The organism is Streptomyces sp. NPDC057697 (assembly GCF_042799335.1).
Lineage (GTDB): Bacteria > Actinomycetota > Actinomycetes > Streptomycetales > Streptomycetaceae > Streptomyces.
In genome coordinates, this window is the sequence record NZ_JBHVJA010000001.1 from 727,709 (window position 1) to 753,403 (window position 25,695).

The following is a 25,695-nucleotide window of genomic DNA, read 5'->3' on the forward strand; positions in this document are numbered from 1 at the left end:
CGACGGAGCGCCGAAAGGGGCCGGGGCGGATGGTGCGGGCCAGGGGTACGGAGCGGCGGGCGGAGATCGTCCGGGCCGCACTCGAAGTGATCGCCGAGCGCGGCTACCGGGGCGCCTCGCTGAGCGCGGTCGCCGAGCGGGTCGGCCTCAGCCAGCAGGGGCTCCTGCACTACTTCCCGACCAAGGAGGCGCTGCTCGTCGCCGTGCTGAAGGAGCGCGACCAGTGGGACACCGGGGGCTCCGCCCGGAGCGACGGCGTCTGGCGGATCGAGCTGCTGGCCTCGCTGGTGGAGTACAACGCGATGCGGCCCGGCATCGTCCAGACGTTCTCGGCGCTGCTCGGCGAGAGCGTGACGGAGGGCCATCCCGCGCGGGAGTTCTTCACCAGCCGCTACACCCAGGTCCGGGCGAGCATGGCGGCGATACTGCGCGCGGAGTACGGCGAACGGCTGCCGGGCGGGCTGACCCCGGAGCGCGCGGCGCCGCTGCTCGTGGCGGTCCTGGACGGCCTCCAGTACCAGTGGCTGCTGGACCCGGACTCGGTGGACATGCCCGCGGCGTTCGGGGACTTCCTGGCGCTGTTGCGGCCGGCCGAGGCGGGGGCCGCGGAGAACCCGCAATCATGACACCGCCTGCGGCGACGCACGGCGGAACCTGATCAACTCGCGCCACCTGCGGGTGATTTCGGGATGGTCTACGCGCGTCCGGGCGCGGGGCACCCCGCGGGGCGCCCCAGTGTTGACCGCATGACCACCCAGCCCACCGGGCCCGCCGCCGGCCACCACGCCCAGCCCTCCGAGCCGTCCACCGGCCTGCCCTCCACCGGCCTGCCCTCCCGCCGCACACTCCTCACCGGCGCCACCGCCGGCGCGGCCTTAGCCGTCGCCGCCGCCACCGGCGGCGCACGCGCCGCCACGCCCGGCGCCACCGGCTCCCCCGCCGCGCCCGCACCCGCCGCCACCGGCACGGACTGGGCCGCCTGTCTGACCGTCGCCCGCGCCATCCTCGTACGCGACGGACAGGACCGGCCGCTGGTCCCCGGCTACCGCGACATCCTGCTCTCCAAGGGCCTGCCGGGCACCCGCAAGGCCCGCAAGAAGGTGCTGATCGTCGGGGCCGGGCCGGCCGGGCTCACCGCGGCCCATCTGCTGCGCGCGGCCGGGCACACCGTCACCGTCATCGAGGCCAACGGCAACCGCGTCGGCGGCCGGATCAAGACCTTCCGCCAGGGCGGCCACGAGAGGGCGAAGGCGCCGTTCGCCGACCCGAAGCTGAGCGCCGAGGCGGGCGCGATGCGCATCCCCGACAGCCATCCGCTGGTCACCGGCCTCATGGACAGCTTCGATCTGAAGCGCCGCCCCTTCCACCTGGTGGACGTCGACGCCGCGGGGAAGCCCGCCAACCGCACCTGGATCCACGTCAACGGCATCCGGATGCGCAAGGCCGACTACGCGGCGAAGCCCCGGGCGATCAACCGCTCGTTCGGGGTGCCCGCGGCATTCGAGGACAAGCCCGCCGCGTCGATCGTGCGGGACGCCTTCGCGCCCGTACGGCAGGAGTTCGAGGGCAAGGAGGGCCGGGCGCTCGTCGAGGGCTGGGCACGGGTCGTCCAGCGGTACGGGCACTGGTCGATGTTCCGCTTCCTGACCGAGGCGGCCAAGCTCGACGAGCGCACCATCGACCTCATCGGCACGGTCGAGAACCTCACCTCCCGGCTCCATCTCGCCTTTGTGCACAGCTTCATCGGCGCCTCCCTGATCAGCCCGGACACCGCGTTCTTCGAGCTGCCGGGCGGCACGGGCGTGCTCGCCGACGCGATGTACGAGCGGGTCAAGGATTTGGTGCGGCTGGACCGCCGGGCCACCCGGATCAGCCACGGCGCCGACGGCGTGGAGGTGGAGACGGTCTCCGAGGGCCGCGACGGCAAGCCGCTGGTGCGCCAGACCTTCCGCGGCGACCGGGCGATCATCACCGTGCCGTTCTCCGGGCTGCGCCACATCCCCGTCACGCCCGCGCTCTCCTACGGCAAGCGGCGCGCGATCACCGAGATGCACTACGACGCGGCGACCAAGGTGCTGCTCGAATTCAGCCGCCGCTGGTGGGAGTTCGAGGAGAAGGACTGGAAGCGGGAGCTGGAGCGGATCAAGCCCGGCCTCTACGACGCCTACCGGCTGGGCAAAGCCCCGGCCGACGGCTCACTGCTGGGCGCCCACTCCTCCGTACCGAAGGGCCATCTGCCGGCCGGCCAGCGCGTGCACTACGCGGCGCACCGGGCCGTCGCCCGCGACCAGCCCGAGGCGGCCCATGTCATCGGCGGCGGCTCCGTCACCGACAACGCCAACCGCTTCATGTACCAGCCCTCGCACCCGGTCGAAGGCAGCGCGGGCGGGGTGCTGCTCGCCTCGTACAGCTGGTCCGACGACGCGCTGAAGTGGGACTCGCTCGACGACGACGAGCGCTATCCGCTCACCCTGGCCGGGGTGCAGGACGTGTACGGGCAGCGCGTCGAGGTGTTCTACACGGGGGTGGGCGCCACCCAGTCGTGGATGCGCGACCCGTACGCGTACGGCGAGGCGTCGGTGCTGCTGCCGGGCCAGCACACCGAACTGCTCGCCGATGTGCGCTCGGTGGAGGGGCCGCTGCACTTCGCGGGCGACCACACCTCGGTCAAGCCGGCCTGGATCGAGGGGGCGCTGGAGTCGGCGGTCCGGTCGGCGCTGGAGGTGCACAACAGCTGAGCCGGGGCGCGGCGGGCGTCGTTCAGCGGGCCGGGCCCGGGGCGACGTCCGCGGCGCCCGGTCCCGCGTCCGCGTCCTCGCCGTCGTCGTCCTCGCTCTCCGGTGCCACCAGGTGGCGCGCCAGCAGGGTCGCCCCGGCGACGGCTCCCGGCATCAGGAACACGGCGACGAACGGGACCAGGAAGGCGAGGCCCAGCGGTACGCCGAAGCCGAGGACCAGCAGGCGGCGGCCGCGCAGCAGGGCGAGCCGCTCCTTCAGGACCATGCCGCGGCGCTGGAGCGCGACGGCGGTGAGCTCCTCGGCGAGGAAGTAGCCGGTGACGCAGAAGCCGAGCGCCGGGACGACGGTCTGGCCGAGGACCGGCACGAAGCCGAGGGCGAAGAGCAGCAGCGAGTAGAGCCCCACCCGCACCAGGACGCGCAGGCTGTCCCGGGCGGAGATCCACAGCTCCCGCCAGAGCGGCAGCCCGGACCCGGGGACGTCGCCGCCCTCGGTCCGGTCGACCTCCTCGGAGAGCGATTCGTAGAAGGGCTGGCCGACCAGCAGCGTGACGGCGGTGAACGTGATCACGGCGAGGAAGAGCCCGAAGCCGAAGACCAGCACGGTCAGGGTGGTGCGGAGCAGGCCGAGCCAGGGCGAGGACCAGTCGTCGGCGAACGGCGTCGCCCAGTCCACCAGGTCGTCGGCGCCGTAGCCGAGAGCGATGAGCGCCGCCGTGTACAGCACGAGGGTGATCAGTCCGGGCAGCAGCCCTATGCCGAACCACCGTCCGTGCCGGCCGACCCAGCGCTGTCCCTGTACCAAGTAGCCGAAGCCCGCCCCTAGATCACGCATGGCGTCAGCGTACTGGCGGGAACGGGCCCGTCCGGACGGTCCGTCGGCGCGGGGACGGCCGGGGGCCGCACCCCTTCGCGGGGTGCGGCCCCCGGTCCGCCGCGAGCGCGGGGGTCAGGCGACCGACAGCCCGACCTTGATGTTGCCCCGCGTGGCGTTCGAGTACGGGCAGACCTGGTGGGCCTTCTCGACGAGCGCCAGCGCGGTGGCGGCGTCGACGTTCGGGATGGTGGCGCTGATCGCCACCTCCAGGCCGAAACCGCCCTCGGCGGTCTTGCCGATGGAGACCTCGGCGGTCACCGTGGAGCCGGAGATGTCGGCCTTCTCCTGGCGGGCCACCACGCCCAGCGCGCCCTGGAAGCAGGCGCTGTAACCGGCCGCGAAGAGCTGCTCGGGGTTGGTGCCCGCACCGCTTCCGCCCATGGCCTTGGGCGGGTTGACGATGACGTCGAGGTTGCCGTCGTCGGACGAGACGCGGCCGTCACGGCCGTTCTCGGCGGTGGCGACGGCGGTGTAGGCAACGGTGATGTCCTGAATGGTCATGCTGAGGATTCCTCCTGCTGTGCGCCGCGACTCGCGCCCACGATCGCGACGGCCTGGGGATGAGCCTAACGGGTGTGCCGGGGCGGCTGTCAGGCGAGGGAGACGATCATCTTCCCGGTGTTCTCGCCGCGCAGCAGGCCGAGGAAGGCGTCGAAGCCGTTCTCGATGCCCTCGACGAAGGTCTCGCGGTACTTCAGCTCTCCCGAGGCCAGCCAGCCGGCGACGTCCTGGACGAACTGCGGCTGGAGCGCGGCGTGATCGCTGACGAGCATGCCCTGGATGCGCAGCCGCTTGCCGATGACGAGGGCGAGGTTGCGCGGGCCGGGGGTCGGCTCGGTCGCGTTGTACTGGGCGATCATTCCGCAGACGGTGACGCGGCCGTGCACGTTGAGCGAGGAGATGGCCGCTTCGAGGTGCTCGCCGCCGACGTTGTCGAAGTAGACGTCGATGCCGTCGGGGGCGGCCGCGTGCAGCTGCTCGGCGACCGGTCCGTCGTGGTAGTTGAAGGCGGCGTCGAAGCCGTACTCCTCGACGAGGAGCCTGACCTTCTCGTCGGATCCGGCCGAGCCGATGACGCGCGAGGCGCCCTTGATCCGGGCCATCTGGCCGACCTGGCTGCCGACCGCGCCGGCCGCGCCGGAGACGAAGACGGCGTCGCCCTCCTTGAAGGAGGCCACCTCGAAGAGGCCCGCGTAGGCGGTGAGCCCGGTCATGCCGAGCACCCCGAGGTAGGCGGAGAGCGGGGCGATCGAGGCGTCGACCTTCACGGCGTGCTCGGCCGGGACCTCGGCGTACTCGCGCCAGCCGAGGCCGTGCAGGACGTGGTCGCCGACCGCGATGCCCTCGGCGTTCGAGGCGATGACCTCGCCGACCGCTCCGCCGTCCATGGGGTGGTCGAGCCGGAAGGGCGGGGTGTACGACTTCACGTCGTTCATCCGGCCTCGCATGTACGGGTCGACCGAGAAGTGCAGGTTGCGGACGAGGACACGGCCCTCGCGGGGTGCGGCGACCGGGGCCTCACGCAGCGCGAAGTCCTCTGCCTTCGGCCAGCCGTGGGGGCGGGCGACGAGGTGCCATTCGCGGCCGGACGTGGGAAGTGCTGCTGACATGGGCTCGGGTTCTCCTCAATGTCCTACGGAGTGGGGGAGGCTCCGGCCGGGGCGGTCGCGGCCGCACCGGGGAACCGAAATGCTTCATGTAGTGAAACAACCATGCTCCTGAATATTTCACCTTGTCAAGCAACCGGCTATCCTGGGTGTCATGGCCACCCCCCGCACAGACCCTCTGACCCTCGAAGTCGTCGAGCTCATCGGTACCGTCGTGGCGCGCTACTACGAGGAGTACGACGAGGCGGCGGCAGCCCACTCGCTCACCGGCGCGCAGGCACGGGTGCTCGGGCTGCTCTCGCTGGAGCCGATGCCCATGCGCAGGATCGCCCAGAAGCTGAAGTGCGAGCCGTCCAACGTCACCGGCATCGTCGACCGGCTGGAGACGCGCGGGCTGGTGGAGCGCAGGCCGGACCCGGCCGACCGGCGGGTGAAGCTGGCCGCGCCGACGGAGCTGGGCGCCCGGACGGCACGGCAGCTGCGCGATTCCCTCACCTTCGCCCGGGAGCCGCTGGCCGAGCTGTCGGAGCAGGACCGGACGATGCTGAGGGACCTGCTGCGCCGGATGCTGGGCGAGCCGGGCCCGTCCGCCGGATAGGCCGCAGCCCCGGGGTGTGGAACCGTTGGCTCCATGACCGCGCCCGCGCCCTTCGGCCCCCGTGAGTTCCAGCTCGTCCTACTGCGCCGGATGGCCGACCACCAGCCCGGACTCGTCGAGGAGGCCCGGCGGGAGCTGGGCGCGTCGGCCGCCGAGATGCGGGAGGCCAACCGCCGCTGGCAGGCCATGGTGCGGGCGCCCGGCGGACGGGGCGCGCTGCGCCGCTACCGCTCGGTGCTCGGCGCGCCCGCTTCCTCCGTACGCCGCTCCGTCGGCGATCTGGAATGCGACGCGCTGCGGTGGCCGGTGCCGCTCTGGCCGGACCTCCGGTTCGAGGTGATGGTCGCGCCGGGCGGCGCGGTGTGGAACGAGTGGCTGGTCCGGGCCCCGGGGGCACCGGGCCCCGAGCTGCGCGCGGTCGAGGATCTGCGCCCCTGGTCGGGCACGGTCGAGGAGGTGGCGCGGGCCTTCCCGCCGGCCCGTCCCGCGGAGGGCGGCGCGCCGACCCGGTGGGCGCTGGCGATCACCGAGCCCGGCACGGGCACGCCGTACGTCGCCGAGTTCACCTGGGGGCTGTTCCAGCGGCTGCTGCCGGGCTGATTCCCGTACCCCGCCTTCTTCTGTCGGCCCGTCAGCTCGATTCCCCCCTACGGCTCATCCCAGCGCGCGCCACGACTCCGAACGGCGCACGATGCGAGAGAACCGGCTGCCGCCGGTGCCACCGTCCGCGCTCCCGGGAGACCCTGCCGTGACCGTCAGTCTTGAGCAGTTGCGCCGTTGCCATGTCGCCGTCGACCTCGGGGCTGCCCGGACCCGGGTCTATGTCAAGGGCCTCGGGCTCGTCGTCGACGAGCCGAGCGTCGCCGCGGTGAACACCCGTACCGGGTCGCTCATCGCCGTCGGCGCACTCGCCGAACAGATGACCGGCCGCACCCCCGGCTACATCCGGGTGGCCCGTCCGGTCACCGGCGGAACCGTCGTCGACATCGAGATGGCCCAGCGCATGCTCCGCCATCTGCTCGGCGAGAAGCTCCGCCGCCAGCTGCGCCGCAAGCCCCGGCTGCGGGCCGCCGCCTGCACCCCGCACGACAGCGATCCGCTCGCCCAGCGGGCCGCCGTCGAGACCATGGTCGGGCTCGGCGCCCGGCGGGTCGAGCTGGTCGACACCCTGATCGCGGCGGCCGTCGGCTGCGGGCTGCCGGTCGAGCAGCCGACCGCCACCATGATCATGGTGTGCGGGGCCGCGACCACCCAGATCGCGGTGCTCTCGCTCGGTTCGATCGTGAGCGCCGTACGCATCCCCGTCGGCGGCGACGCCATCGATCACGCGGTGATCCAGCATCTGCGCCAGCACCACGCGCTGATGCTGCCGAGCCAGTCCGTGCGTCCGCTGCAACTGGCACTGAGCGGCGGCGGCCTGACCACGCGGGGGCCCGCCACGACCGAGATCCACGGCCGTGACGTGGCGACCGGCCTGGCCCGCTCGGTGCAGGTGGACACCGCCGCCATGCGGCAGGCCATCCACGCCCCGCTCACCACGGTCCTGGACGGGCTCGGCACGATCCTGCGCGACTGCCCGCCCGATCTGGTGGCCGACCTCGCGGACTGCGGGATCATGATGGTCGGCGGCAGCGCGCTGCTGCCCGGCCTCGACCAGATGCTGCGGGACGCCACGGGCATGCCGGTGCACATCGCGGAGCGGCCGGACGTCTGCGCGGTGCTGGGGCTCGGTGCCATGCTGGACGGAAAGATCGAGCCGATGGTCCTCGACCCGCTCGCCTGCTGAGCACCATGGGGGTGCGGTGCATGACCGACGACACGGCGGACGCGACGGACGCGGGACCGCCCGGCGAGGCGGCCACCGCGGCCCCCGTGCCGGAGAAGCCCCCGCTGTCGCTGCTCCTGGAGGCGGTGCTCGGCATCGGCTCCGACCTCGAACTGCGGACCATGCTCCAGCAGATCGTGGACACCGCCACGGAGCTGGCCGGGGCCCGGTACGGCGCGCTCGGGGTCCTCGACCCGGAGCGCGGCACCATCGGCGAGCTGTACACCTCGGGGCTCGACGCCACCGAGGAACAGCGGAGCGACCCGCTCCCGTTCCCGCTCCCGTTCCCACTGCCGGACGGGTGCGCGGGGCCGCCCGGCGCACTCGCCGGGGAGCCGGAGCCGCCGACCGGCGAGGGTCCGGCCGACGCGTCGCCGTCCGGCCGCCCGGCGACGCGCCCCTTCCTCGGGGCGCCGATCCGGGTCCACGACCAGGACTTCGGCACGCTCTGCCTCACCGGGAAGCACACCGGCGGCTTCACCGACTCGGACGCGGCGGTGCTGGGGGCACTGGCCTCGCAGGCCGGCATCGCGATCGCCAACGCCCGGCTGTACGAGGCGGCCCGGCAGCGGGAACGCTGGATCGAGGGCGCGGCCGCCGTCACCACCGCGCTGCTGACCGGAGGGAGCGCGGCCGACGCGCTGATGACCGTCGCCGAGGGCGCCAGGGCACTCGCCGACGCCTCCGCCGGGGTCATCCTCCAGCCGAACGAGGCGGGCGGGATGGAGATCGTCACCGCGTCCACGCTCGACGACCCGGCCGGGATCGTCGGTACGGCCATCGAGCCCGGCTCCGCGGTGCTGGTCCAACTGCTCGGCGGGGAGCCGGTGTTCATCGAGGACTCGGCGACCGATCCGCGGATGACGACGCATGTGCGGTCGCGGTTCGGCCCCAGCATGATGCTGCCGTTGCAGAGCGGCGGACGGCTGATCGGCACCCTCGCCCTCCCCCGGCGGCGCGGCGACCGCCCGTACACGGCCGTGGACCGGCTGCTGGCCACGCAGTTCGCCTCCCAGGCCGCGCTCGCGCTGGTGCTGGCGGACGCCGGGCACGACCGGGAACAGCTCGCGGTCTACGAGGACCGGGACCGGATCGCCCGCGATCTGCACGATCTGGTGGTCCAGCGGCTCTTCGCGACCGAGATGATGCTGGAGTCGACCCGCCGCCGGGCCGCCGCCCCCGACACGGACCAGCTGCTGGGCCGGGCCGTGGACGAGCTGGACTCCACCATCCAGGAGGTGCGGACGGCGATCTTCGCCCTCCAGCAGCCGCCCGCCGAGGCCCCCGCCACCTTCCGCGGCCGGGTGCTGCGGGAGACCGGGGGCGCCGCCGCGCTGCTCGGCTTCCCGCCGTCGGTGCACTTCACCGGGGCGGTCGACGCACTGGTCCGGGACCCGGTGGACCGGCAGCTGCTCGCCGCGCTGCGCGGCGCCCTCGCGGCCGCGCACCGGCGGTCCGGGGTGTCGGCGATCGATGTGGAGGTGGACGCGACGGCCGAGCTGCCGGACGGGCGGGCCGCGGTCCGGCTCACGGTCGCCGACGACGGGCACGAGGAGGACGGTTCGCGCCCGTCGCCCGTCATCTGGCGGGCGCCGCTCTGAGCGCGACCCTGGTGTTGGAGTGGGCGACCCCGGCCTCCCGCTTGAGCCTGCGCAGCAGCCCGTCCAGGGCCGCGGTGTCGGCGACGGCGGCCCGTACGAGATAGTCGTGGCCGCCGGTCACATGGACCACTTCGGTGATGCCGGGCAGGGCGAGCACCGCCCGTTCGAACACCTCGTTGGTCGTATCGATCCGCAGCGTCACGTCGATGAAGACGACCAGGCCGGTACGGGTGTCGGCGGCCGGATCGATGATCACGGTGAAGCCGCGGATGACGCCGTCACGGCGCAGCCGACGCACCCGGTCGGCCGCCGCGTTGGCGCTGAGCCCGACCCGTACGCCCAGATCGCGGTACGAGATCCGGGCATCCTCCTGGAGGATGCCGAGGATTTCTCTGTCCAGACGGTCCATACCGCGATTGTCGCAGCTTTGTCCGGTTCGTGACCGGGCACATCGCCTCCGGCGATACCCCGCCCCCGTTCTCCCGCCCCGGCCCGGGGGTGACCCGCTTGGCGCATTCCGGCAGGCCGACGGTCCGCGCCCGCCCTTCACTGAGGAGGTGGATACCGCCGTCAAGCAGCCCCCCGCCACGGTCGACGCGCCGTCCTCGGCCGCCTACCGCAATCTTGTGATGGCCACGATCGGCTTCGGGCTCACCTTCTGGGCCTGGAATCTGATCGCGCCGCTGTCCGGGGACTACAAGGACCGGATGGGGCTGACCTCGTTCGAACAGTCGCTGCTGGTGGCGGTGCCGGTGCTGGTCGGCTCGCTGGGCCGGATCCCGGTGGGCGCGCTCACCGACAAGTACGGCGCGCGGCTGATGTTCCCCCTGGTCTCGGCGCTCACCATCGTGCCCGTGCTGCTGCTGATCCCGGCGCGGGACTCCTACGGAGCGATGATCGCGGTGGGCTTCCTGCTGGGCCTGGGCGGCACCACGTTCGCGATCGGCATCCCGCTGGTCAACTCGTGGTTCCCGCCCGCCAAGCGGGGCCTCGCGCTCGGGGTGTTCGGCATGGGCATGGGCGGGGTCGCCCTGTCCGGGTACTTCACCCCGAGGATCGCCGGACACGGCGACAGCCTGCCCAGCCTGGTGGTCGCGGCGGCGCTCGTGGTGTACGCGGCGCTGGCCGCCGTACTGATCACCGACCATCCGGGCCGACCGGTGCCCACCGATTCACTGGCCCACCGGCTGACCGACGCCGGACGGCTGCGGGTCACCTGGGAGCTGTCCGCGCTGTACGCGATCGGCTTCGGCGGGATCGTGGCGTTCGGCGTCTACCTCCCCACGTATCTGAAGACCTGGTACGGCCTGTCGCCCACCGACGCCGGTACGAAGGCCGCCGGGTTCGCCCTGGTCACGGTCGTCTTCCGGCCGATCGGCGGCTGGCTCTCGGACCGCCTCCACCCGGCCGTGGTCACGGCGGCGGCGCTGGGCCTCGCCGCGCTGACGGCGATCGTCCAGGCCTTCGACCCGCCGCTGGCCCCGGGCGGCACGATCGCGTTGCTCTGCATGGCGGCGGGCCTGGGCACGGCGAGCGGCAGCGTCTTCGCCCTGGTCTCGCAGGTGACGCCCCAGGCGAAGGTGGGCAGCGTGACCGGGATCGTCGGCGCGATGGGCGGGCTGGGCGGCTTCGTGCCCCCGCTGGTGATGGGAGCCATCTACAGCGCGAAGGGGTCGTACTCGATCGGCTTCATGCTGCTGTCGGACCTGGCGCTGGCGGGGTGCGTGTACGCGTACGGCCGTATGCGGGGACTCCGGCGGGACTGAGGGCTGTCCCGTAGGTCCTGGCGGGCGTGTAGGTCCTGGCGGTCCCGTAGTTGCTGGCGGTCCCGTAGTTCCTGGCGGGCGCGTAGTTCCTGGCGGGCGCGTAGGTCCTGGCGGTCCCGTAATTGCTGGCGGTCCCGTAATTGCTGGCGGGCGCGTAGTTCCTGGCGGGCGCGTAGGTCCTGGCGGTCCCGTAGTTGCTGGCGGGCGCGTAGTTCCTGGCGGGCGCGTAGTTCCTGGCGGGTGCGCGACGACGGCCACGGCACCTCGCCGCGTTGTCGGAGCGCCCGAATACATCCGGTTTTCGGGCGTCCCTCCGCCTCGCGGCGCATCGCGTCCGACGCCGCGCGCCGATCCACCAGGAATCGCGCCGATCCACCAGGAATGACGGGACAGCCCTGGAGGCGCGCATCGGAAGTCCCGTCCGCCCGCCGGTCGTCCGGACCGCGCCGGGCGGACGCCGGGCGTACGCCGGACCGGACGGAGGATTCCGGGGCCCGTCACCTGCGGCAGCCCTTAGGGTGCGGTGGGTGACTCCTCTTCTGTGTGCGCCGGATGACGGTTCGACCCGGGAAGCCACCCGGTTCGGCGACGACACCATGACCTACGAGCGGCTGGCCGCCGCCTCCACCGCGCTCGCCGCGCGCATCACCGGGGCCGGGCGGGTCGCCGTCTGGGCCACTCCCACACCCGCGACGGTGATCGCCGTGGTGGCCGCGCTGCGCGCCGGGGTACCGGCCGTTCCGCTCAACCCGAGAACGGGGACGCGCGAACTCGCCCACATCGTGGCCGACAGCGAGCCGACCGTGGTGCTGGCCGGGGCGGGCGACACGCTCCCGCCGGTGCTGGAGGCGCTGGAGCGCATCGACGCCGGCACCGGGGCGCAGGACCCCGGCGCCCCGCTGCCCGAGCCCTCCCCCGAGTCCCCCGCGCTGATCGTCTACACCTCCGGCACCACCGGCCCGCCCAAGGGCGCGGTCCTGCCGCGCCGGGCCATCGCCGCCTCGCTCGACGCGCTGGAGGACGCCTGGCAGTGGACCGGCGACGACGTGCTCGTCCACGCGCTGCCGCTCTTCCATGTGCACGGTCTGATCCTGGGCGTGCTCGGACCGCTGCGCCGGGGCGGATCGGTGCGGCACCTGGGCAGGTTCTCCACCGAGGGGGTCGCCCGGGAACTGTCGTCCGGCGGCACCATGCTCTTCGGCGTACCGACCATGTACCACCGGCTGGCCGAGGCCCTCGACGGTCCCGGGGCCGAAGAGCTCGCGAAGGCGCTGGCCGGGGCCCGGCTGCTGGTGTCCGGGTCGGCGGCGCTGCCGGTCCACGACCACGAGCGGATCGCGAGGACCACCGGCCGCCGGGTCATCGAGCGGTACGGCATGACGGAGACGCTGATGAACACGGGCGTCCGGGCCGACGGCGAACCCCGCCCCGGAACGGTCGGCGCGCCCCTGCGCGACGTGGCGCTCCGCCTGGTCGAGGAGGACGGCACCGTCCTCGCGGACGGCGACCCCGACGCCATCGGCGAGATCCAGGTGCGCGGCCCGAACCTCTTCACCGGCTATCTGAACCGCCCCGACGCCACGGCCGCCGCGTTCACCGGGGACGGCTGGTTCCGCACCGGCGACATGGCCACCCGGGACGCCGACGGCTATGTACGGATCGTCGGACGCAAGGCCACCGACCTGATCAAGAGCGGCGGTTACAAGATCGGCGCCGGGGAGATCGAGAACGCGCTGCTGGACCACCCCGGCGTCCGCGAGGCCGCCGTCACCGGGGAGCCGGACGCCGATCTGGGCGAGCGGATCGTCGCCTGGGTGGTGCCCGCCGACCCGGCCTCGCCGCCGTCCGGGGACGAGCTCGCGGACCATGTGGCCGCCCAGCTGTCCCCGCACAAGCGCCCGCGCACGGTCCGCTACCTGGAAGCGCTGCCCCGCAACGACCTGGGCAAGATCATGAAGCGGTCGCTCCATGTCTGACCGGCTGAGCGCGAGAGCGGCGATCGCGGCGGTCACCGCCGAGTTCGAGGAGCTGCCCGCGCCCGGCGCGGCGGACCGGGCCGCGGACGGGGACGGCCCGCTGTCCTGGGCCGGGTACGCGGACTCCCGGGCCCGCGCCACCGCCCGTACCGGCGAGGAGGAGTCCGTCGTGCACGGGATCGCCTCCGTCGGCGGCCGGCGCTGCGTGCTGGTCTCGTTCGAGTTCGGCTTCCTGGGCGGCTCGCTGGGGCGGCGCACCGGGGACCGGCTGGAGGCCGCGTACGACGCCGCCCGGACCCGGGCGCTGCCGCTGGTCTCGCTGATCGCGACGGGCGGCAGCCGGATGCAGGAGGGCATGGTCGCCCTGACCCAGCTCCAGCGGGTGGCCCGCGCCTCGGCGCGGCTGCGGGCGGCGGGCCCCGCGCAGCTCGCGGTCCTGCGCGACCCGACGACGGGCGGCGGCTGGGCCACGCTGGGGGCGGGCGCCGATGTGATCCTGGCGCTGCCGGGCGCCCAGGTCGGCTTCGCCGGTTCCCGGGTACGGCCCCCGGACGCGGACCCCGCGGCGTACACCGCCGAGGGCCAGCTGGCCGCGGGGCAGATCGACGCGGTCGTCCCGCCCGGGGAGCTCCCGAGGACGCTGGCGCACTGGCTGCGGGCGCTCCATGCCGACGGCTCCCCGGCGCTCCCCGCGCCCGTGCCGGACGCCCTGGCCGCCACCGGTCTCCCGGCGACCGGCTGGGACGCGGTCCGGCAGGCGCGCTCACCCGCCCGGCCGCGCGCACAGGCGTACCTGGACGCCTACTTCGACCACCGGCTCCCGCTCGGCGGCGACCGCTGCGGGGGGACGGACCCCGGGCTGCTCTGCGGCTTCGGCCGACGCGGCGACCGGTCGATCGCGTACGTGGCGCAGTGCGGCACCGCGACCCGCCCTGCGGGTTACCGCGCGGCGGCGCGGGTGATCCGGCTGGCCGACCGGCTCGGCGTCCCGGTGCTCACCCTGATCGACACCCCGGGCGCGGCGAACGACGCGGAGGCGGAACGGGCGGGCGCGGGCGCCGCCATCGCCGACGCCTTCGCGGCGGTGGCCGGGGCCCGGGTCCCCGTCACCACCCTGGTGGTGGGCGAGGGCGGTTCGGGCGGCGCGCTGGCCCTCGCGGCGCCGGGCAACACCCATGTCACCCGGGACAGCTACTTCTCGGTGATCGCCCCCGAAGCGGCGGCGGCGATCCTGAAGCGCGCCCCGGACGAGGCACCCGCCACGGCCGACCAGCTACGGCTGCGCCCGCAGGACCTGGTGGAGCTGGGCTTCGCCCGCTCGGTGGTGGGGCCGCCGGGGGCGTGAGGCGGGGCCGGGGCGATGCCGCGGGGGTGAGGCGGGCCGGTCATGGCCGGGGGTCCCGCAGGGATGAGGCGCGGGCGGACCGATCACGGCCCGGAGTCCCGCAGGGATGAGGCGCGGGCGGACCGATCACGGCCCGGAGTCCCGCAGGGATGAGGCGCGGGCGAGCCGATCACGGCCGGGGATCCCGCGCGTCGTACCGGGCGAAGCCGGGCCAGCGCAGCGCCAGCAGGCCCACGGCGACGACGCAGGCGATCCCGCCGCCGGTCACCGCCAGACCGGGCGAGGTCAGGTCGGCGACCGATCCGGCCACGAAGTCGCCGAGCCTCGGCCCACCCGCCACGACGACGATGAACACGCCCTGGAGCCGCCCCCGCATCTCGTCCGGCACGGCGGCCTGGAGCATGGTGTTGCGGAAGACCATCGAGGTGGTGTCCGCGCATCCGGCGAGCGCCAGGAAAAGCAGCCCCGGCCAGAGCTGCCGGGTCAGGCCGAAGAGCGCGATGGCGGTGCCCCAGCAGGCGACAGCGAGCAGCACGGCGAGCCCGTGCCGCCGCACCCGCCCCAGCCAGCCGGAGAACACCCCGCCGAGCAGCGCCCCGAACGCCGGAGCGGCGACCAGTAGTCCGGTGGTCTTCGCGTCCCCGCCGTACCAGAGGACGGCGACGACGGGGAACAGCGCCCGGGGGTGGGCGAGCAGCATGGCGCACAGGTCGGTGAAGAAGGTCATCCGGAGATTGGGCCTGGTGCCCAGGAAGCGCAGCCCGTCCGCGACGGAGGCCCGCTTGTCCCCCGCGCCCTCCTCGCGCTGCGGCAGCATGGACGGCAGCCGCCACATCGCGTAGAGCGCGGCGGTGAAGGTGAGGGCGTCGACGGTGTACGCGGCCCGGTAGCCCCACCAGCCGACGACGAGCCCGCCGAGCATCGGCCCGACCAGCGTTCCGGTGGTGCTGGTCATGGAGTTGAGCGCGTTGGCGGCGGGCAGCTGCTCAGGCGGCAGCAGGCGGGCGATCATCGAGCTGCGGGCCGGTGCGTTGACCGCGAAGCAGGCCGCCTGGAGGGCGACGATCGCGTAGAGCAGCCCCACCCACTGCACTCCGGCGACGGTGACGGCGACCAGCGCGACGGAGAGCGTGAACGACCCCGCGGAGCTGGCCAGGCCCAGTTTGCGCCGGTCGATGGTGTCGGCGACGGCCCCGCCGAACAGCCCGAAAACCACCATCGGCAGGAACGAGCAGAAGCCGATGAGCCCGACCGACAGGGCGGACCCGGTGATGTCGTAGACCTGGAGCGACACGGCGAGCGAGGTCATCCCCTGCCCGATCCAGGAGACCGTGTTCCCGAACCAGAGCCGCCGGTAGTCGGGGGAGCTCCGCAGGGGCGTCAAGTCGGCGAATATGCGGGTGCGAGGGGCGGGTTCTTCCGCTGTTTCGGTCACAGCGGATGGTAACGACCGGGTCGGAACCCGCCCCTCGCGCACCGTGCCGTCGGCCGGTCACCTCCAGTGGCTTCCCGGCGGCCGGGTGGCCTTGTACACGGTCCCGTTGTGCGGTGGGGGGCCGCCGCGTTCGAAGAGCGTGGCGTACAGGCCGCTCCTGCCGAGGAGTTGGGTGTGCGTGCCGGACTCCACCAGCCGCCCCTCGTCCAGGACGAGGATGCGGTCGGCGTCCGCGGCCAGGGCCAGGTCGTGGCTGATCACGATGGTGGTGCGGCCCTCGGCCAGCCGTCGCAGGGGTTCGAGGATGCGCTCCGCGGCGAGCCGGTCCAGTCCGGTGGTGGGCTCGTCGAGGATGAGGACCGGGGCGTCGCGCAGCATGGCGCGGGCGATGGCGATCCGCTGCAACTGCCCGCCGGAGAGCCGGGAAGTGCCGGTGGCAATGACTGTGTCATATCCCTCCGGAAGGGCGTCGATGAACGCCTCGGCGTCGGCGGCCCGCGCGGCCCGTACGATCTCGTCGTGGCTCGCGCCGGGGCGTCCGCAGCCGATGTTCTTCTCGATGGTGTCGTGCAGGACCAGCGTGTCCTGGGGCAGCAGCGTGACGTTCTGGCGGAGGTAGGTCAGCGGCAGCCGGTCCACGGCCTCGCCGTCCAGCCGTACGCTGCCGGTGTCCGGGTCGTAGAACCGCAGCAGCAGCGACGCCAGGGTCGACTTGCCCGCGCCGCTGGGCCCGGTGATGACCAGCAGTTCCCCGGGACTCGCGGTGAACGAGAGGTCCCTGAGCACCATCTCGCTGTTGCCAGGGTAGTGGAAGAACACCTTGTGCGCCTCCACCTCTCCGAGCGCCCGGCTCCGTGCCGGAACCGGCACGGAGTCGCCCGGGTCGGTGACGGCGGGCTCGGTGTCGAGGATCTCCAGCAGTCGTTCGGCGCCCGCGGTCGCGGCGGTGGCCGTCAGTCCGAGCTGGCCGAGCGAGCGGATCGGCGGGTAGAGGTAGCCGATGAAGGCGGCGAAGGCCAGGAGCTGCCCCAGGGTCATCCGGCCGGCCGAGATCTCCCAGGCGCCCAGGCCGATGATGGTCAGCACGCACACCGTTTCGAGGACCTCGATGAACTGCTCGTAGAACTCGGTGAGGCGGACGGCCCGCACCGCGGTCCGCAACCGGACCCGCGCCTTCCCCAGGAGCCGGTCCTCCTCGTCCTGCCGCCTGTTGTACGCCTGTGTCAGGACGACGTTGACCAGCGTCTCCTCGACCACGGCCGTGATGGCACCGTCCGCGGCGCGGCCGCGCCGGGACACGGCGCGCAGCGGCCCGGCGAACCCGCGGGTCGCGATCACGAGGATCGGCACCATGACGAAGGTGGCGAGGGCCAGGTCCCAGCGCAGCCAGATGGCGGCCGCTGCGTAGAAGAGGGTGCCGAACAGCGCGGACGCCGCCCCGACGATGCCGGAGACCACGAGTGCCTCGATGGCCTCCACGTCTCCGGTGAGCCGCTCCACCAGGTCACCGCGGCGATTGCGCTGGTAGAAGTGCGGCGGGAGCACCTGGAGGTGGCCGAAGACCCTCGCCCGCAGTCGCAGCACGAAGCGTTCGGCGGTCCAGGCGGCGAGCGAGCTGCCCAGATACCCCAGCACGGCACCGATGACCGCCACGGTGAGCCACTGGAAGGCGGGCTTCCAGAAGGCGCTGACATCGCCGCTCTGGAGCGCCTTGTCGGTGAGCTCGGCGAAGAGCAGGACCGTGATGGTCTCGGCGAGGGCGGCGAGGACCGCACAGGCGAAGATGATGACGAGCCATCGCCGGTCGCCTCTGGTCAGGGGCCAGAATCGCCGGAAGGACATCAGGATGCTGATGGGGTCGGTACGGATCGGAACGTCCGACACCGGGTCGTCGGGGGGCTCTTCGATGGGATCGGAACGCTTGAGCAAGCCGTGGAAGCGCATGGGCATCACATCACCGAGGTGCTCGGAACGAGGATCTGGCCATGGAAAGGGGCCCCATAAAAGCGAGGCGGACCCGCGCGTACTGCGCGAGCCTGCCTCGTGTTGGGGTCAGGGGTCGGGGGTGACTGGCGTCAGCAACCCCAGCGACCACGCCGGCCGTAGCCGTAGCCGTCGAAGTAGTCGCGGAATCCGCGTCCACGGCCGCCGAACCCACGGTCACCGTATCCACGGCCACCGAATCCACGTCCGCCGTATCCGCCACGGCCACCGCGTCCGCCGCGACCGCCCCTGTAGTCGAAGATGCTACGAACCTTCATCTTCGCCTCCTCTGAAGGAGTTCACTGTGCCGCTCCTTGCTCTTGCTGCGGCACTTTCGACACTACGTCCGGCCGCTGGGACCAACAAGTCGTAGAAGCCGTAATCAAGCATAAAAGTGGCGAAATACCATATTCCTTCGGAGCGTTGCCATAAGTGACTCTCCGGACATCCGCCGGGACGGCCGACGAGAGAGCTCTGGACGACCCACGCCCCACGCCTCCGCCAGGCCCACCCCCGACGCGCCACGACCTCCACGGCAGCCGCCCGGCAATCGGAGCCACGCGTACGGCCACTGACGCCCCGACGAGGAACGCCCCCGAACCCGGGGCGCGGCCACTCGATCTTGCCAAGGAGCGGCACGGCGAGGGCCGCACGGAATCCGCGAGGACCCTCGCACCTACGCACACGCGAGTCACTGCTACATACACGCAAGTCACTACGTTTCCGCCGGAACATCGACGGGGGGCGGGCGCCACTCGAACCAACTCCGACGACGCCCCCACCTGCGCTTCCACCGAACACCCGAACACCCGATTCATGCCCCCCACATCGGCACCCACGCCGGGACGACCAGCCCCTCCGACCAGCTCCCGCCAACGCGAGACACACAAGCCGTCACCGTCAGTAACGACGACTCCTCATCCCTGCACAGACACACGGCGCGCGGGACCACCCCCGCGAGCGCGGGGCCGACGTCACCACCGAGGCGGACAAATGGCAGGGCGACGGACCATCCCCGCGCTCGCGGGGCCGACGCCCGGTGCGTCGGGGTGACCCTAGTGAATTCCGGACCATCCCCGCGCTCGCGGGGCCGACCAGATGAAGGTGAGCCACTGGAACAGATCGCCCGGACCATCCCCGCACTCGCGGGGCCGACACGTGAACGGGTCCGAGTCCATCAAGCTCGCGCGGACCATCCCCGCGCTCGCGGGGCCGACGCCCGCGTGTAATCGACATCGAGCTTCATCCCCGGACCATCCCCGCGCTCGCGGGGCCGACACTTGTTGAGCTGGGGTTTTATCGGGCGGGGCGGCTGTTTTCGTTTAGTTGGTTCTTGGGGCGGGCCGAGAGAATCAGCCCGTCGAAGTCGACAGGCTGCCAGCGATCGCGGCCTGCTGTGCGGGTGGCCCACCCCTGTTCGTTGGCGGCGGGTTCGATGAGGATGGCCTGGCCGTCGCCGATGCGGGTAGCCAGGAGTTCCCAGAGGCGATCGCGGATGCGGCGGCTGGGGTTGCCGACGAATACACCGGCGCTGGCTTCGACCATCCAACGGGTGAGGTGTCCACGAAGACCCTCCGGGGCGGCGACGAGAATGATGACAGTCATGATGCCGCTTCGGGGTCGTCGATCTCGGGTCCGATGACAGCAATGTGATTGTCGGTCATGCCGTGTGCCGACATGTCACCGCGTCCTGCGTAGTTGGTACCGCCCGGCACGGACCCCAGGTGCTCGTCCCACAGTTGGTTGGCCTCGGGGTCGTCGAAGTCCGCCCCTTCGGGGGTGAGCAGATTCTTGACATCGGTGACGATACGGCCGAGGAGTTTGTCGCGAGCGATGAGGTCGCGAAGCCCGAGCCGCGCATCGCGCTCCTCTGTAAGGCCCTGTGCGGCCAGGTCGAAGGCAAGCGGGATGGTGTATTCGGCTTTGTAGAGGTCGGCGATGTCCAGGACGAAGGACGTGGCTTTGCCCGTGTGGACGAAGCCGAGCCCCGGACTGGCACCGAGTCCAATGATGACGGCATGACAGATGCCGTAGAGGGCGGCGTTGGCGGCGGAAAGCAGACGGTTGAGGTCGTCGCCTGCCGCGAATGCGTCTCCGGCTTTGTAGACCCGGCCGTTCCAGGCAACTCCTGTGCGGTCGGCCTGGGCTCGGTAGAACTTGCGGATACGTGTGCCTTCTCGGCCTCGGAGTTGCTGCATGGTGTGGGCGGATACGTCCTCACCGGGGAAGCGCATGCTGTACATGGCACGGGCGACGGCAAGGCGTTCCTTGGGTCGGGTGACGAGCCAGGCCTGGCGGTGCAGGAGGCCGGCGCCCCGGCTGGGGCCGAGGCCGGCCGCGTACATGCGGACACCTTGTTCACCGACCCAGCACACGGCGGTGCCGGAATCGGCGAGCAGACGGATGGCACCGTGCGTAACGCGTGTGCCGGGACCGAGGAGCATGACAGCGACCATGGCCGCGGGCACGCGGACGGTCTGCCGCTTGTTGATGACGACGACGGCGTTCTCGTCACGGTCCAGATGACTGCGCTCGACGTAGACGCTGGAGACGCGGTCGACGAGACGGTGCAGGTCCTGAGGCTCGGCCTTCCACCAGATGTCGGGCATGGCGGTTCACTCCCTCTCGGAGAGCGGAGCGAGGGTGAGCAGCCCGCACCCATATGCCTTGGACGGTCCGATGCCTCCGAGAAGCCGCTCGGCGAGGAGGGCCGGGTCGGTGATGCGCAGGTTTCCCTCGAAGGTCACGGAGTTCATCACGACATGGGCTTCCTTCGCCGTGACGGCTCGCTTCCTGAAGGAGCGGCGTTGGCGAGCGATGATGCGGATGTCCCGGGGCGGTTCCTTGCCCGAGTCGTACGTTCCGTCCAGGTGGGGGGCGGTGGGGATGTCGAAGCCCCAGCGCTCGGTCCGGCTGAGGAACCACTTGAGTTGCGCTTCGGCAGTGCGGTGGCCAAGACGGAAGCTGCGCCGGTCGCCCGCTTCGATACGTTCTTGCTGGCGGGTGGTGGGCTTGTCGGGGCGGTTGGTGTTCTGCACAGGGTTGGCAGTGAGGCGGAAGGCGAAACTGCGGCCGGGTGCGAGTTGGAGCAGAAGCGGGGCGTAGTCGCGTACGGCGTAGTGCTCACCGTCGGCGTCGGGCCATCCTGCCTGTTCGACCAGGTGGGACCAGTCCGGTTTTTCCGTAGTGAGGACGAACAGCTGTGGACGGTAGGGGTCGTCGGGGTCGAGCCGCCACAGCGTGCGCGACTGGTCGGGCGGGCCGGGGATGCCTCCCTGCACTGCGCCGTGCATGGCCCGTGGGCTGGCGAGGAGTCTGCGGCTCTCGGCGCGCAGGGGGTTGATACGGATGCGGGAGAGAAAGGGCATGTCGGTCACCAGCCGAGAAGAGCGAAGGGGTCGTGGCCACCTGTGGCCGGCGGTTGCGCAGGGTCGGGCGTGAGTCCGGTGGGGGCCGCGAGGTAGGTGTGCCGGATGCGACGAGTGGTGAAAGTCCGCTTCGTCGGCGCGAAAGACACTGGGACGTCGTCGCGGACTTCGTCTCCTGCCGGGTCGTCGAGGGTGGCAGGAAGGTCCACGTGCGCAGCGTTGCCGTTCCTGCGCCCCCACCGCTCGCGCACTGCCTTGCCCACCTGCCAGGGTTCTGCACGCAGTACGTCCTCCAGCGAGCCGGTGCGCCGACCCAGGACCAGCGGCTGGGCAGGCACACAGGATCGGCGGCCGAGCGCGAGCGGGAAAGCCGGTTGGCGTACAGCGCTTTCAAGGGTGGTGATGAGCCCCCGGGGGCCCTCCACCGCTGCGAGGAAAACGGCGTCCTGGAGATAGAAGCGCTGGGTGACGTGTGTCTGTTTGGCGGGGGAGGTGGGCTTCTGCACGCCCTTGGCCGTCACGGCGGCGGAGAGAAGCGGTCTCCCCCGGTAGTCGCTGACGATGTGGTAGTCACGCAGGAGACTGCCGGGCTGGTCGATCCGAATGCCAAGGCCGAGACCGGCGAGGTCGTCCAGGGCCGCGTGGCGAGAACGTCCGGCCGCTGCGGCGAGGAGCCCCACGATTCCTGACTTCGTGGGTTCGGGCCGGGTCTTCCGGCGGTTCAACATGCTGCGATCGCCCCACGATTGGAGTGGAGCGGCAAGTCGCAGCAGGAGGACGGAGGACTGCTCGGGCGGTGTCACTCCCCTTCTCCCAGGGTCGTGGCGATGCGAGTGCGCAGAGTGGCGCGCAGGTCGGCGAAGGAAACAGGCTCACCGAATGCCTGAGTGAGAGCCTCGGTCGTGTCCTTGGTGCCGGGTTCGCGGGCGGCGAAGGTGTGTGTGGCCGCTCCGTAGAGGGGCGTGTCGCCCCACATCTGCATGGCGGTGATGTGCTCCTCAGCGAGACGGCGGGCGGATCTCGCCTGAATACCGGCTTCCGCAGCAACGGGTTCCTCGAAGGCGGAGACCAGATTGACCGGCTGGTCGGTGCGTACGACGACGGCGACGAGACTCGGCCGGGTCCGGTGGGCGAAGGAGTTCTGGTAGCCGGTGGGGGCGGACAGCGTGAAGCTGTCGACGAACCGGTCGAGCGCATCGAGCGCGGCTTCGGTGTCACCGCCGAGGTTGTCGGCGAGCTGGGCGAACCCGACGGTGGCGTAGCGGTAGAGGGTAGCGGAATTGAAGCCGATGGTGCCGATCATCCCGGCACCGGTCTCATCCCGTTCGTTCTGGTCGTCGACGGCGGTGAAGTAGTCGAATTCGAGTTGCGTCTCATGAGTGGAGATCGCGTGGGCCACCTGTACGGCGGCGTCCACGTTGAGCTTGGGGATGTCGGCGACCATACGGCCGAACAAGGCGACACCCACGGGGTGCCCGGTCCTGAAGTGCTCCGCGACAGGAAGTTCCTTGACTGCCTCGGTCAGAGCCTTCTCTTCCAGTGCCGCGAGGTCGGCGGCACGGTCCGTCAGGAGGTCGGCAACGGCTTCGAGCTGTGCGTTTCCGTAGAAGAGAAGGTATGCGGTGTCACCGGCCTTCTTGCCCTGGCTGAGCCCGAGTCGGGCCAGCAGGGCCGCAGAGAGGCGGGCGGATTCGTCCTGTCCCAGGCCGGTCTTCCGAGCGATCCGGTTGGTCAGTTCCTGAGCGATGCGCTTGGTACGGGTGGCGCGATCGGGTTCAGGGGCCTGCGCGTCGAAGTGCTGGCGGGAGGCCCGCTTCCATGCCTGGGAGGACACCCGGGAGCGGCGCACGCCTCCGTAGATGGCTTCCTTGGGGTTGCCCTGGTCGTCTCGGTTGAGGTTCGCGGGCGGCACGGTCTGGACGACGTGCACATCGATGTAGAGGCGCTGAGTCATCGGTTACTCCAAGTTGATCGGGCGAGCGGTGGTCTGACGGCTCGTGGCCGGCACGTGTCCGGGTGCGGGTTGGCAGGAGTCGCGTCTCATGGGGTGGCCATCAGGTGGGTGGGGTCAGCTACCGGCGCGCCGATCCGCCGCTGCCCGGGTCCATCCGTAGTAGTCGAGGCCCCAGCGACGACGCACGCGGGAGCGCGATTCGGGTCTGTTCCAACCGTGGATGTCGGAGATCAGCCGGTTGTAGTCGAGAGGCTGCTTGATGTCCTTGAGCTGAGTGATCAGGCCACGAAGTCGCAGCTGGAGCATTGCCGTCGACGTCGCGGAGAACGCCTGCTGGAAGCGGGAGTCGACCGCTTCGTCACTCGTGCTTCCGTGGCCCCGGAGTTCGAGCATCGCGCGGCCGAGACCGGCTCCGTCGCGGTGCATCGGCCGGTCCTGGCTCTGCTGGTGCAAGCCGTAGAGGGCAAGCGCGATGTGCTCGGCTTCCTGCTCGGCCGAAACCTGTCCGCGGCGGGCAGCGAAATCGTCGACCGGGCAGGTGTAGAACGGAAACATCTCCAGAACGGTTCCGGCGGGGCGGCCCAGCCCTCGGCGTAGGACCGCGAGGTCTTCTCCGGGCGGCCGTCTCTCCGCCACCGTGCCGCTCCTGCGGCGCCAAGTGCCGTCCGCCGCGATGTAGCGATGCCAGATTCTCTGCTTGGCAAGAACTTCTTCGGTCATGGCCGTTTCCAGACGTGATGAGGGACTCTGCGCCGAAAGGCGTACTTGGATACCTGGGAGGGTGCGACAGGAAAGCACCGACCAGGACGTGCCGGATGCGGTGCGCCCCGAAGGGCATCCACTGTCTACTGGCCGTGAAGACGGGGGGCGTTCTGCCGCGCGGTATCCGCACGGTGGAGGATCTCCGCACGGCGCTTGAGGAAGGATGCCTCGGCCAGCGAGACGCGATACGTGTGCTCGGGCTTTCCCTCCCCCCGGGAAACGCTTCTCCCCACGAACGCTCCGACGGGCACCGCCTGCAGGAGACGGTCGGCGACCTCCCAGCTCCGACGCCAGGCGAGCTGCTCCCAGGCAAGCTGTCCCGCCTCGATCCGTTCCGGGTCTTCCACTCCCCTCATACCGGTCAGCAACCGCCGCACCAGAGGGTCCAGAGCGTGCAGAACGAGTTCACCCGGGCGCTGCCCCCTGTCCCACGGGATCGGATCGGTGCCGAGCGCGCGTCGCAGGTCCGCCGAGAGGTGGTTGACGGCCGTGGCCAACTGCTCTGCCTGCTCGGCCACTTCGAGGAGTGCCGCACGTACGTCGCTGTCCTCTTCAAGCGCGGCCAGCGGAAGGGGCAACGCGTCGAACATCACGTCGTCAATGACGGCCGACTGATTGCCGTACGCGATGCCGGACAGCTCCACCCGCAGCGGATAGGACTCGTCGAGATCGAGCGCCAGGGCACCGGCCTGGTCCAGGAGCTTGCTCGTGGCGAACCCGCTCGTCTTCTCCCCGGCCTCCCGGGACTGCCGCTCAGGCGCCAGGAGCGCGTCGAGCCCACGCCACGCGGCTTTCCCGGGCTGAAGGCGAAGAGGACGGCGCGGCGCCGGGGCACCGCCCTTGCCCCTCCCCGTACTCCGGCCGCCGGTCCGCTCGACGCGCCACATGGTGTGCGGCTCGGTCTCGGGCGTCTGCGGCATGCGGTCCCCCGCTGCAACCAGGACACGCGTCACTCGCGAGCCCTCATCGGTCATCTCCGGAAAGAGCCGAATGCGGCGGGACTGCCAGGTCCACAGGTCCAGGAGTCCTTCGGGTGCCCGTTCCTGCCACTGCGGGGTACCGGCCGGATGCCTGTCCGAGGGATCGCGTCTCCTCCACTGCGGCAGGTCGGTCGACGTCGGCGGTGCTCCCACCGGGAGATTCAGCAACAGGGTCTCGAACAACGTCGTGCCGACCAGTAGGGTGACGCCCATCTGTCCGAGCGGCCCGGTCGGATTCCCGACCGTCTTCCCTGCTTTCACCTTCGAGTCGCCCACGGCACCCGTCTTGATCGCTGCGGTGTCCCAGCAGTGCGTGTGCAGCAGCCAGTGCGCCGCCTGCGCCGGGGTCAGCGCGAAGGTGTCTCCCTCCGTGCGCGAGACGAACAGCGGAACGTTGTTGCCGTTGGCGGCGGTCGCGACGATCAGTCCGGCATGCTTTGTCTCGCCCTTCGCGGTGTGCAGCCCGGCTACTTGTCCGAAGGGCTGCTCCGGATCGAAGAGGTCGAACAAGGCGCTGTGGGCGTCCAAGTACTCCTCAAGTCTTGAACGTTGCTCCCGCGACCATCGCCCCGCAGAGAACCACCCCATCCATTCACGCTCGTCGGCCGGACGTCCCAGGGCTTCGAGAATCACGGGCAGCAGAACTTGGCGGAATACTGCCGGCCTCTGGGTCGGGATCTCCACCGCCAAGTCACCGAACTCGTGCGCGTCCAACAGCGCGGTGCGCAGCGAGCGTTCGTATGCCGGTCCCCCCGTTGCGGGCGGCAGGAGCAGCCAGGGGTCGTCCGTAAGGGAAAAGCCATGAGTCATCAGTCCCCCTCAATGAAGCTTCTATGTTTCAAGCTAACAGCGCCGCCGAGAGCGCACATAACTTCTCCAC

At 71.5% G+C, this 25,695-nt stretch carries 22 protein-coding genes and 1 CRISPR repeat array; of the genes, 9 read left to right on the forward strand and 13 right to left on the reverse strand.

Features of this window, described 5'->3' with window-relative positions; translation table 11 throughout:
- The first annotated feature begins 29 nt into the window (after nucleotides 1-29).
- Entirely contained in the window at nucleotides 30-626 is a 597-nt protein-coding gene (locus tag ACFVFH_RS03290) for a TetR/AcrR family transcriptional regulator (protein ID WP_383762654.1), read from the forward strand.
- A gap of 120 nt (nucleotides 627-746) precedes the next feature.
- Entirely contained in the window at nucleotides 747-2,738 is a 1,992-nt protein-coding gene (locus ACFVFH_RS03295; protein ID WP_383762657.1) for a flavin monoamine oxidase family protein, read from the forward strand.
- Between the two features lie 22 nt (nucleotides 2,739-2,760).
- Here ACFVFH_RS03295 and ACFVFH_RS03300 read toward each other — a convergent pair whose 3' ends face one another.
- From ACFVFH_RS03300 to ACFVFH_RS03310, 3 genes are all read right to left on the reverse strand, one after another.
- Nucleotides 2,761-3,573, reverse strand: coding sequence for an EI24 domain-containing protein (locus ACFVFH_RS03300; protein WP_383762660.1), 813 nt, complete (start codon nucleotides 3,571-3,573; stop codon nucleotides 2,761-2,763).
- Between the two features lie 114 nt (nucleotides 3,574-3,687).
- Complete coding sequence (locus ACFVFH_RS03305) at nucleotides 3,688-4,116, reverse strand: organic hydroperoxide resistance protein (protein ID WP_383762662.1); 429 nt, start codon at nucleotides 4,114-4,116, stop codon at nucleotides 3,688-3,690.
- An 89-nt stretch (nucleotides 4,117-4,205) separates the two neighbouring features.
- Entirely contained in the window at nucleotides 4,206-5,225 is a 1,020-nt protein-coding gene (locus tag ACFVFH_RS03310; protein ID WP_383762665.1) for an NADP-dependent oxidoreductase, read from the reverse strand.
- A 151-nt stretch (nucleotides 5,226-5,376) separates the two neighbouring features.
- Here ACFVFH_RS03310 and ACFVFH_RS03315 point away from each other — a divergent pair, with 151 nt between their 5' ends.
- The 4 genes from ACFVFH_RS03315 (at nucleotide 5,377) to ACFVFH_RS03330 (ending at nucleotide 9,246) form a co-directional block, all read left to right on the forward strand.
- Entirely contained in the window at nucleotides 5,377-5,820 is a 444-nt protein-coding gene (locus tag ACFVFH_RS03315) for a MarR family winged helix-turn-helix transcriptional regulator (protein ID WP_383762667.1), read from the forward strand.
- A gap of 33 nt (nucleotides 5,821-5,853) precedes the next feature.
- Nucleotides 5,854-6,420, forward strand: coding sequence for a hypothetical protein (locus ACFVFH_RS03320; protein WP_383762669.1), 567 nt, complete (start codon nucleotides 5,854-5,856; stop codon nucleotides 6,418-6,420).
- A 148-nt stretch (nucleotides 6,421-6,568) separates the two neighbouring features.
- Nucleotides 6,569-7,606 (forward strand): rod shape-determining protein, encoded by a 1,038-nt coding sequence (locus ACFVFH_RS03325; protein ID WP_383762672.1) that lies wholly within the window; start codon nucleotides 6,569-6,571, stop codon nucleotides 7,604-7,606.
- 20 nt (nucleotides 7,607-7,626) lie between these two features.
- Complete coding sequence (locus ACFVFH_RS03330) at nucleotides 7,627-9,246, forward strand: GAF domain-containing protein (protein ID WP_383762675.1); 1,620 nt, start codon at nucleotides 7,627-7,629, stop codon at nucleotides 9,244-9,246.
- Here ACFVFH_RS03330 and ACFVFH_RS03335 read toward each other — a convergent pair.
- Nucleotides 9,224-9,655, reverse strand: a complete 432-nt coding sequence (locus ACFVFH_RS03335) for an Lrp/AsnC family transcriptional regulator (protein ID WP_383762678.1) — start codon at nucleotides 9,653-9,655, stop codon at nucleotides 9,224-9,226. The two genes, ACFVFH_RS03330 and ACFVFH_RS03335, sit on opposite strands and share 23 nt — an antisense overlap.
- A gap of 148 nt (nucleotides 9,656-9,803) precedes the next feature.
- Between ACFVFH_RS03335 and ACFVFH_RS03340 the strand changes: the two genes are divergently transcribed.
- The 3 genes from ACFVFH_RS03340 to ACFVFH_RS03350 all read left to right on the forward strand — a co-directional run bounded on the left by ACFVFH_RS03340 (nucleotide 9,804) and on the right by ACFVFH_RS03350 (nucleotide 14,333).
- A complete protein-coding gene (locus ACFVFH_RS03340; RefSeq protein ID WP_383762681.1) occupies nucleotides 9,804-11,012 on the forward strand; it encodes an MFS transporter in 1,209 nt (402 codons plus the stop codon).
- A gap of 527 nt (nucleotides 11,013-11,539) precedes the next feature.
- Nucleotides 11,540-12,988, forward strand: coding sequence for an acyl-CoA synthetase (locus ACFVFH_RS03345; RefSeq protein WP_383762684.1), 1,449 nt, complete (start codon nucleotides 11,540-11,542; stop codon nucleotides 12,986-12,988).
- Nucleotides 12,981-14,333 carry a carboxyl transferase domain-containing protein gene (locus ACFVFH_RS03350; protein WP_383762687.1) on the forward strand — a complete coding sequence of 451 codons (1,353 nt, stop codon included), beginning with the start codon at nucleotides 12,981-12,983 and terminating at the stop codon, nucleotides 14,331-14,333. Before ACFVFH_RS03345 ends, ACFVFH_RS03350 begins: the two co-directional genes overlap by 8 nt.
- 169 nt (nucleotides 14,334-14,502) lie before the next feature.
- Here ACFVFH_RS03350 and ACFVFH_RS03355 read toward each other — a convergent pair whose 3' ends face one another.
- The 9 genes from ACFVFH_RS03355 to casA all read right to left on the reverse strand — a co-directional run bounded on the left by ACFVFH_RS03355 (nucleotide 14,503) and on the right by casA (nucleotide 25,625).
- Nucleotides 14,503-15,768: an MFS transporter gene (locus tag ACFVFH_RS03355; protein ID WP_383762690.1), complete on the reverse strand. Its 1,266-nt coding sequence runs from the start codon at nucleotides 15,766-15,768 to the stop codon at nucleotides 14,503-14,505.
- A 57-nt stretch (nucleotides 15,769-15,825) separates the two neighbouring features.
- Nucleotides 15,826-17,712 carry an ABC transporter ATP-binding protein gene (locus tag ACFVFH_RS03360; protein WP_383762693.1) on the reverse strand — a complete coding sequence of 629 codons (1,887 nt, stop codon included), beginning with the start codon at nucleotides 17,710-17,712 and terminating at the stop codon, nucleotides 15,826-15,828.
- A 983-nt stretch (nucleotides 17,713-18,695) separates the two neighbouring features.
- Nucleotides 18,696-19,029: direct repeats of the CRISPR family, unit length 29 nt; unit sequence CGGACCATCCCCGCGCTCGCGGGGCCGAC.
- 18 nt (nucleotides 19,030-19,047) lie between these two features.
- Nucleotides 19,048-19,356 (reverse strand): type I-E CRISPR-associated endoribonuclease Cas2e, encoded by a 309-nt coding sequence (gene cas2e / locus ACFVFH_RS03365; RefSeq protein WP_383762696.1) that lies wholly within the window; start codon nucleotides 19,354-19,356, stop codon nucleotides 19,048-19,050.
- Entirely contained in the window at nucleotides 19,353-20,360 is a 1,008-nt protein-coding gene (gene cas1e / locus ACFVFH_RS03370) for a type I-E CRISPR-associated endonuclease Cas1e (protein ID WP_383762699.1), read from the reverse strand. The genes cas2e and cas1e overlap by 4 nt, the downstream gene beginning before the upstream one ends.
- Nucleotides 20,361-20,366: 6 nt before the next feature.
- Nucleotides 20,367-21,119 (reverse strand): type I-E CRISPR-associated protein Cas6/Cse3/CasE, encoded by a 753-nt coding sequence (cas6e, locus tag ACFVFH_RS03375; RefSeq protein WP_383763547.1) that lies wholly within the window; start codon nucleotides 21,117-21,119, stop codon nucleotides 20,367-20,369.
- A gap of 5 nt (nucleotides 21,120-21,124) precedes the next feature.
- The gene (cas5e, locus tag ACFVFH_RS03380) at nucleotides 21,125-21,847 is read right to left on the reverse strand and encodes a type I-E CRISPR-associated protein Cas5/CasD (RefSeq protein ID WP_383763550.1); all 723 of its coding nucleotides are present in this window, start codon (nucleotides 21,845-21,847) and stop codon (nucleotides 21,125-21,127) included.
- 71 nt (nucleotides 21,848-21,918) lie between these two features.
- The gene (gene cas7e, locus ACFVFH_RS03385) at nucleotides 21,919-23,073 is read right to left on the reverse strand and encodes a type I-E CRISPR-associated protein Cas7/Cse4/CasC (protein WP_383762702.1); all 1,155 of its coding nucleotides are present in this window, start codon (nucleotides 23,071-23,073) and stop codon (nucleotides 21,919-21,921) included.
- A gap of 114 nt (nucleotides 23,074-23,187) precedes the next feature.
- A complete protein-coding gene (gene casB, locus ACFVFH_RS03390; protein ID WP_383762705.1) occupies nucleotides 23,188-23,793 on the reverse strand; it encodes a type I-E CRISPR-associated protein Cse2/CasB in 606 nt (201 codons plus the stop codon).
- 125 nt (nucleotides 23,794-23,918) lie between these two features.
- A complete protein-coding gene (gene casA / locus ACFVFH_RS03395; RefSeq protein WP_383762708.1) occupies nucleotides 23,919-25,625 on the reverse strand; it encodes a type I-E CRISPR-associated protein Cse1/CasA in 1,707 nt (568 codons plus the stop codon).
- Nucleotides 25,626-25,695 lie beyond the last annotated feature (70 nt).

Excerpts from the sequence above, each read along its gene's own strand:
- cas2e (WP_383762696.1), bottom strand. The coding sequence starts at position 19,356 with ATGACTGTCATCATTCTCGTCGCCGCCCCGGAGGGTCTTCGTGGACAC.
- ACFVFH_RS03300 (WP_383762660.1), bottom strand. The coding sequence starts at position 3,573 with ATGCGTGATCTAGGGGCGGGCTTCGGCTACTTGGTACAGGGACAGCGC.
- cas5e (WP_383763550.1), bottom strand. The coding sequence starts at position 21,847 with ATGTTGAACCGCCGGAAGACCCGGCCCGAACCCACGAAGTCAGGAATC.
- ACFVFH_RS03320 (WP_383762669.1), top strand. The coding sequence starts at position 5,854 with ATGACCGCGCCCGCGCCCTTCGGCCCCCGTGAGTTCCAGCTCGTCCTA.
- casA (WP_383762708.1), bottom strand. The coding sequence starts at position 25,625 with ATGACTCATGGCTTTTCCCTTACGGACGACCCCTGGCTGCTCCTGCCG.
- cas7e (WP_383762702.1), bottom strand. The coding sequence starts at position 23,073 with ATGACTCAGCGCCTCTACATCGATGTGCACGTCGTCCAGACCGTGCCG.
- ACFVFH_RS03290 (WP_383762654.1), top strand. The coding sequence starts at position 30 with ATGGTGCGGGCCAGGGGTACGGAGCGGCGGGCGGAGATCGTCCGGGCC.
- ACFVFH_RS03310 (WP_383762665.1), bottom strand. The coding sequence starts at position 5,225 with ATGTCAGCAGCACTTCCCACGTCCGGCCGCGAATGGCACCTCGTCGCC.
- ACFVFH_RS03295 (WP_383762657.1), top strand. The coding sequence starts at position 747 with ATGACCACCCAGCCCACCGGGCCCGCCGCCGGCCACCACGCCCAGCCC.
- cas1e (WP_383762699.1), bottom strand. The coding sequence starts at position 20,360 with ATGCCCGACATCTGGTGGAAGGCCGAGCCTCAGGACCTGCACCGTCTC.
- ACFVFH_RS03360 (WP_383762693.1), bottom strand. The coding sequence starts at position 17,712 with ATGCGCTTCCACGGCTTGCTCAAGCGTTCCGATCCCATCGAAGAGCCC.
- ACFVFH_RS03335 (WP_383762678.1), bottom strand. The coding sequence starts at position 9,655 with ATGGACCGTCTGGACAGAGAAATCCTCGGCATCCTCCAGGAGGATGCC.
- ACFVFH_RS03315 (WP_383762667.1), top strand. The coding sequence starts at position 5,377 with ATGGCCACCCCCCGCACAGACCCTCTGACCCTCGAAGTCGTCGAGCTC.
- casB (WP_383762705.1), bottom strand. The coding sequence starts at position 23,793 with ATGACCGAAGAAGTTCTTGCCAAGCAGAGAATCTGGCATCGCTACATC.
- ACFVFH_RS03350 (WP_383762687.1), top strand. The coding sequence starts at position 12,981 with ATGTCTGACCGGCTGAGCGCGAGAGCGGCGATCGCGGCGGTCACCGCC.
- ACFVFH_RS03305 (WP_383762662.1), bottom strand. The coding sequence starts at position 4,116 with ATGACCATTCAGGACATCACCGTTGCCTACACCGCCGTCGCCACCGCC.
- cas6e (WP_383763547.1), bottom strand. The coding sequence starts at position 21,119 with ATGCCCTTTCTCTCCCGCATCCGTATCAACCCCCTGCGCGCCGAGAGC.
- ACFVFH_RS03330 (WP_383762675.1), top strand. The coding sequence starts at position 7,627 with ATGACCGACGACACGGCGGACGCGACGGACGCGGGACCGCCCGGCGAG.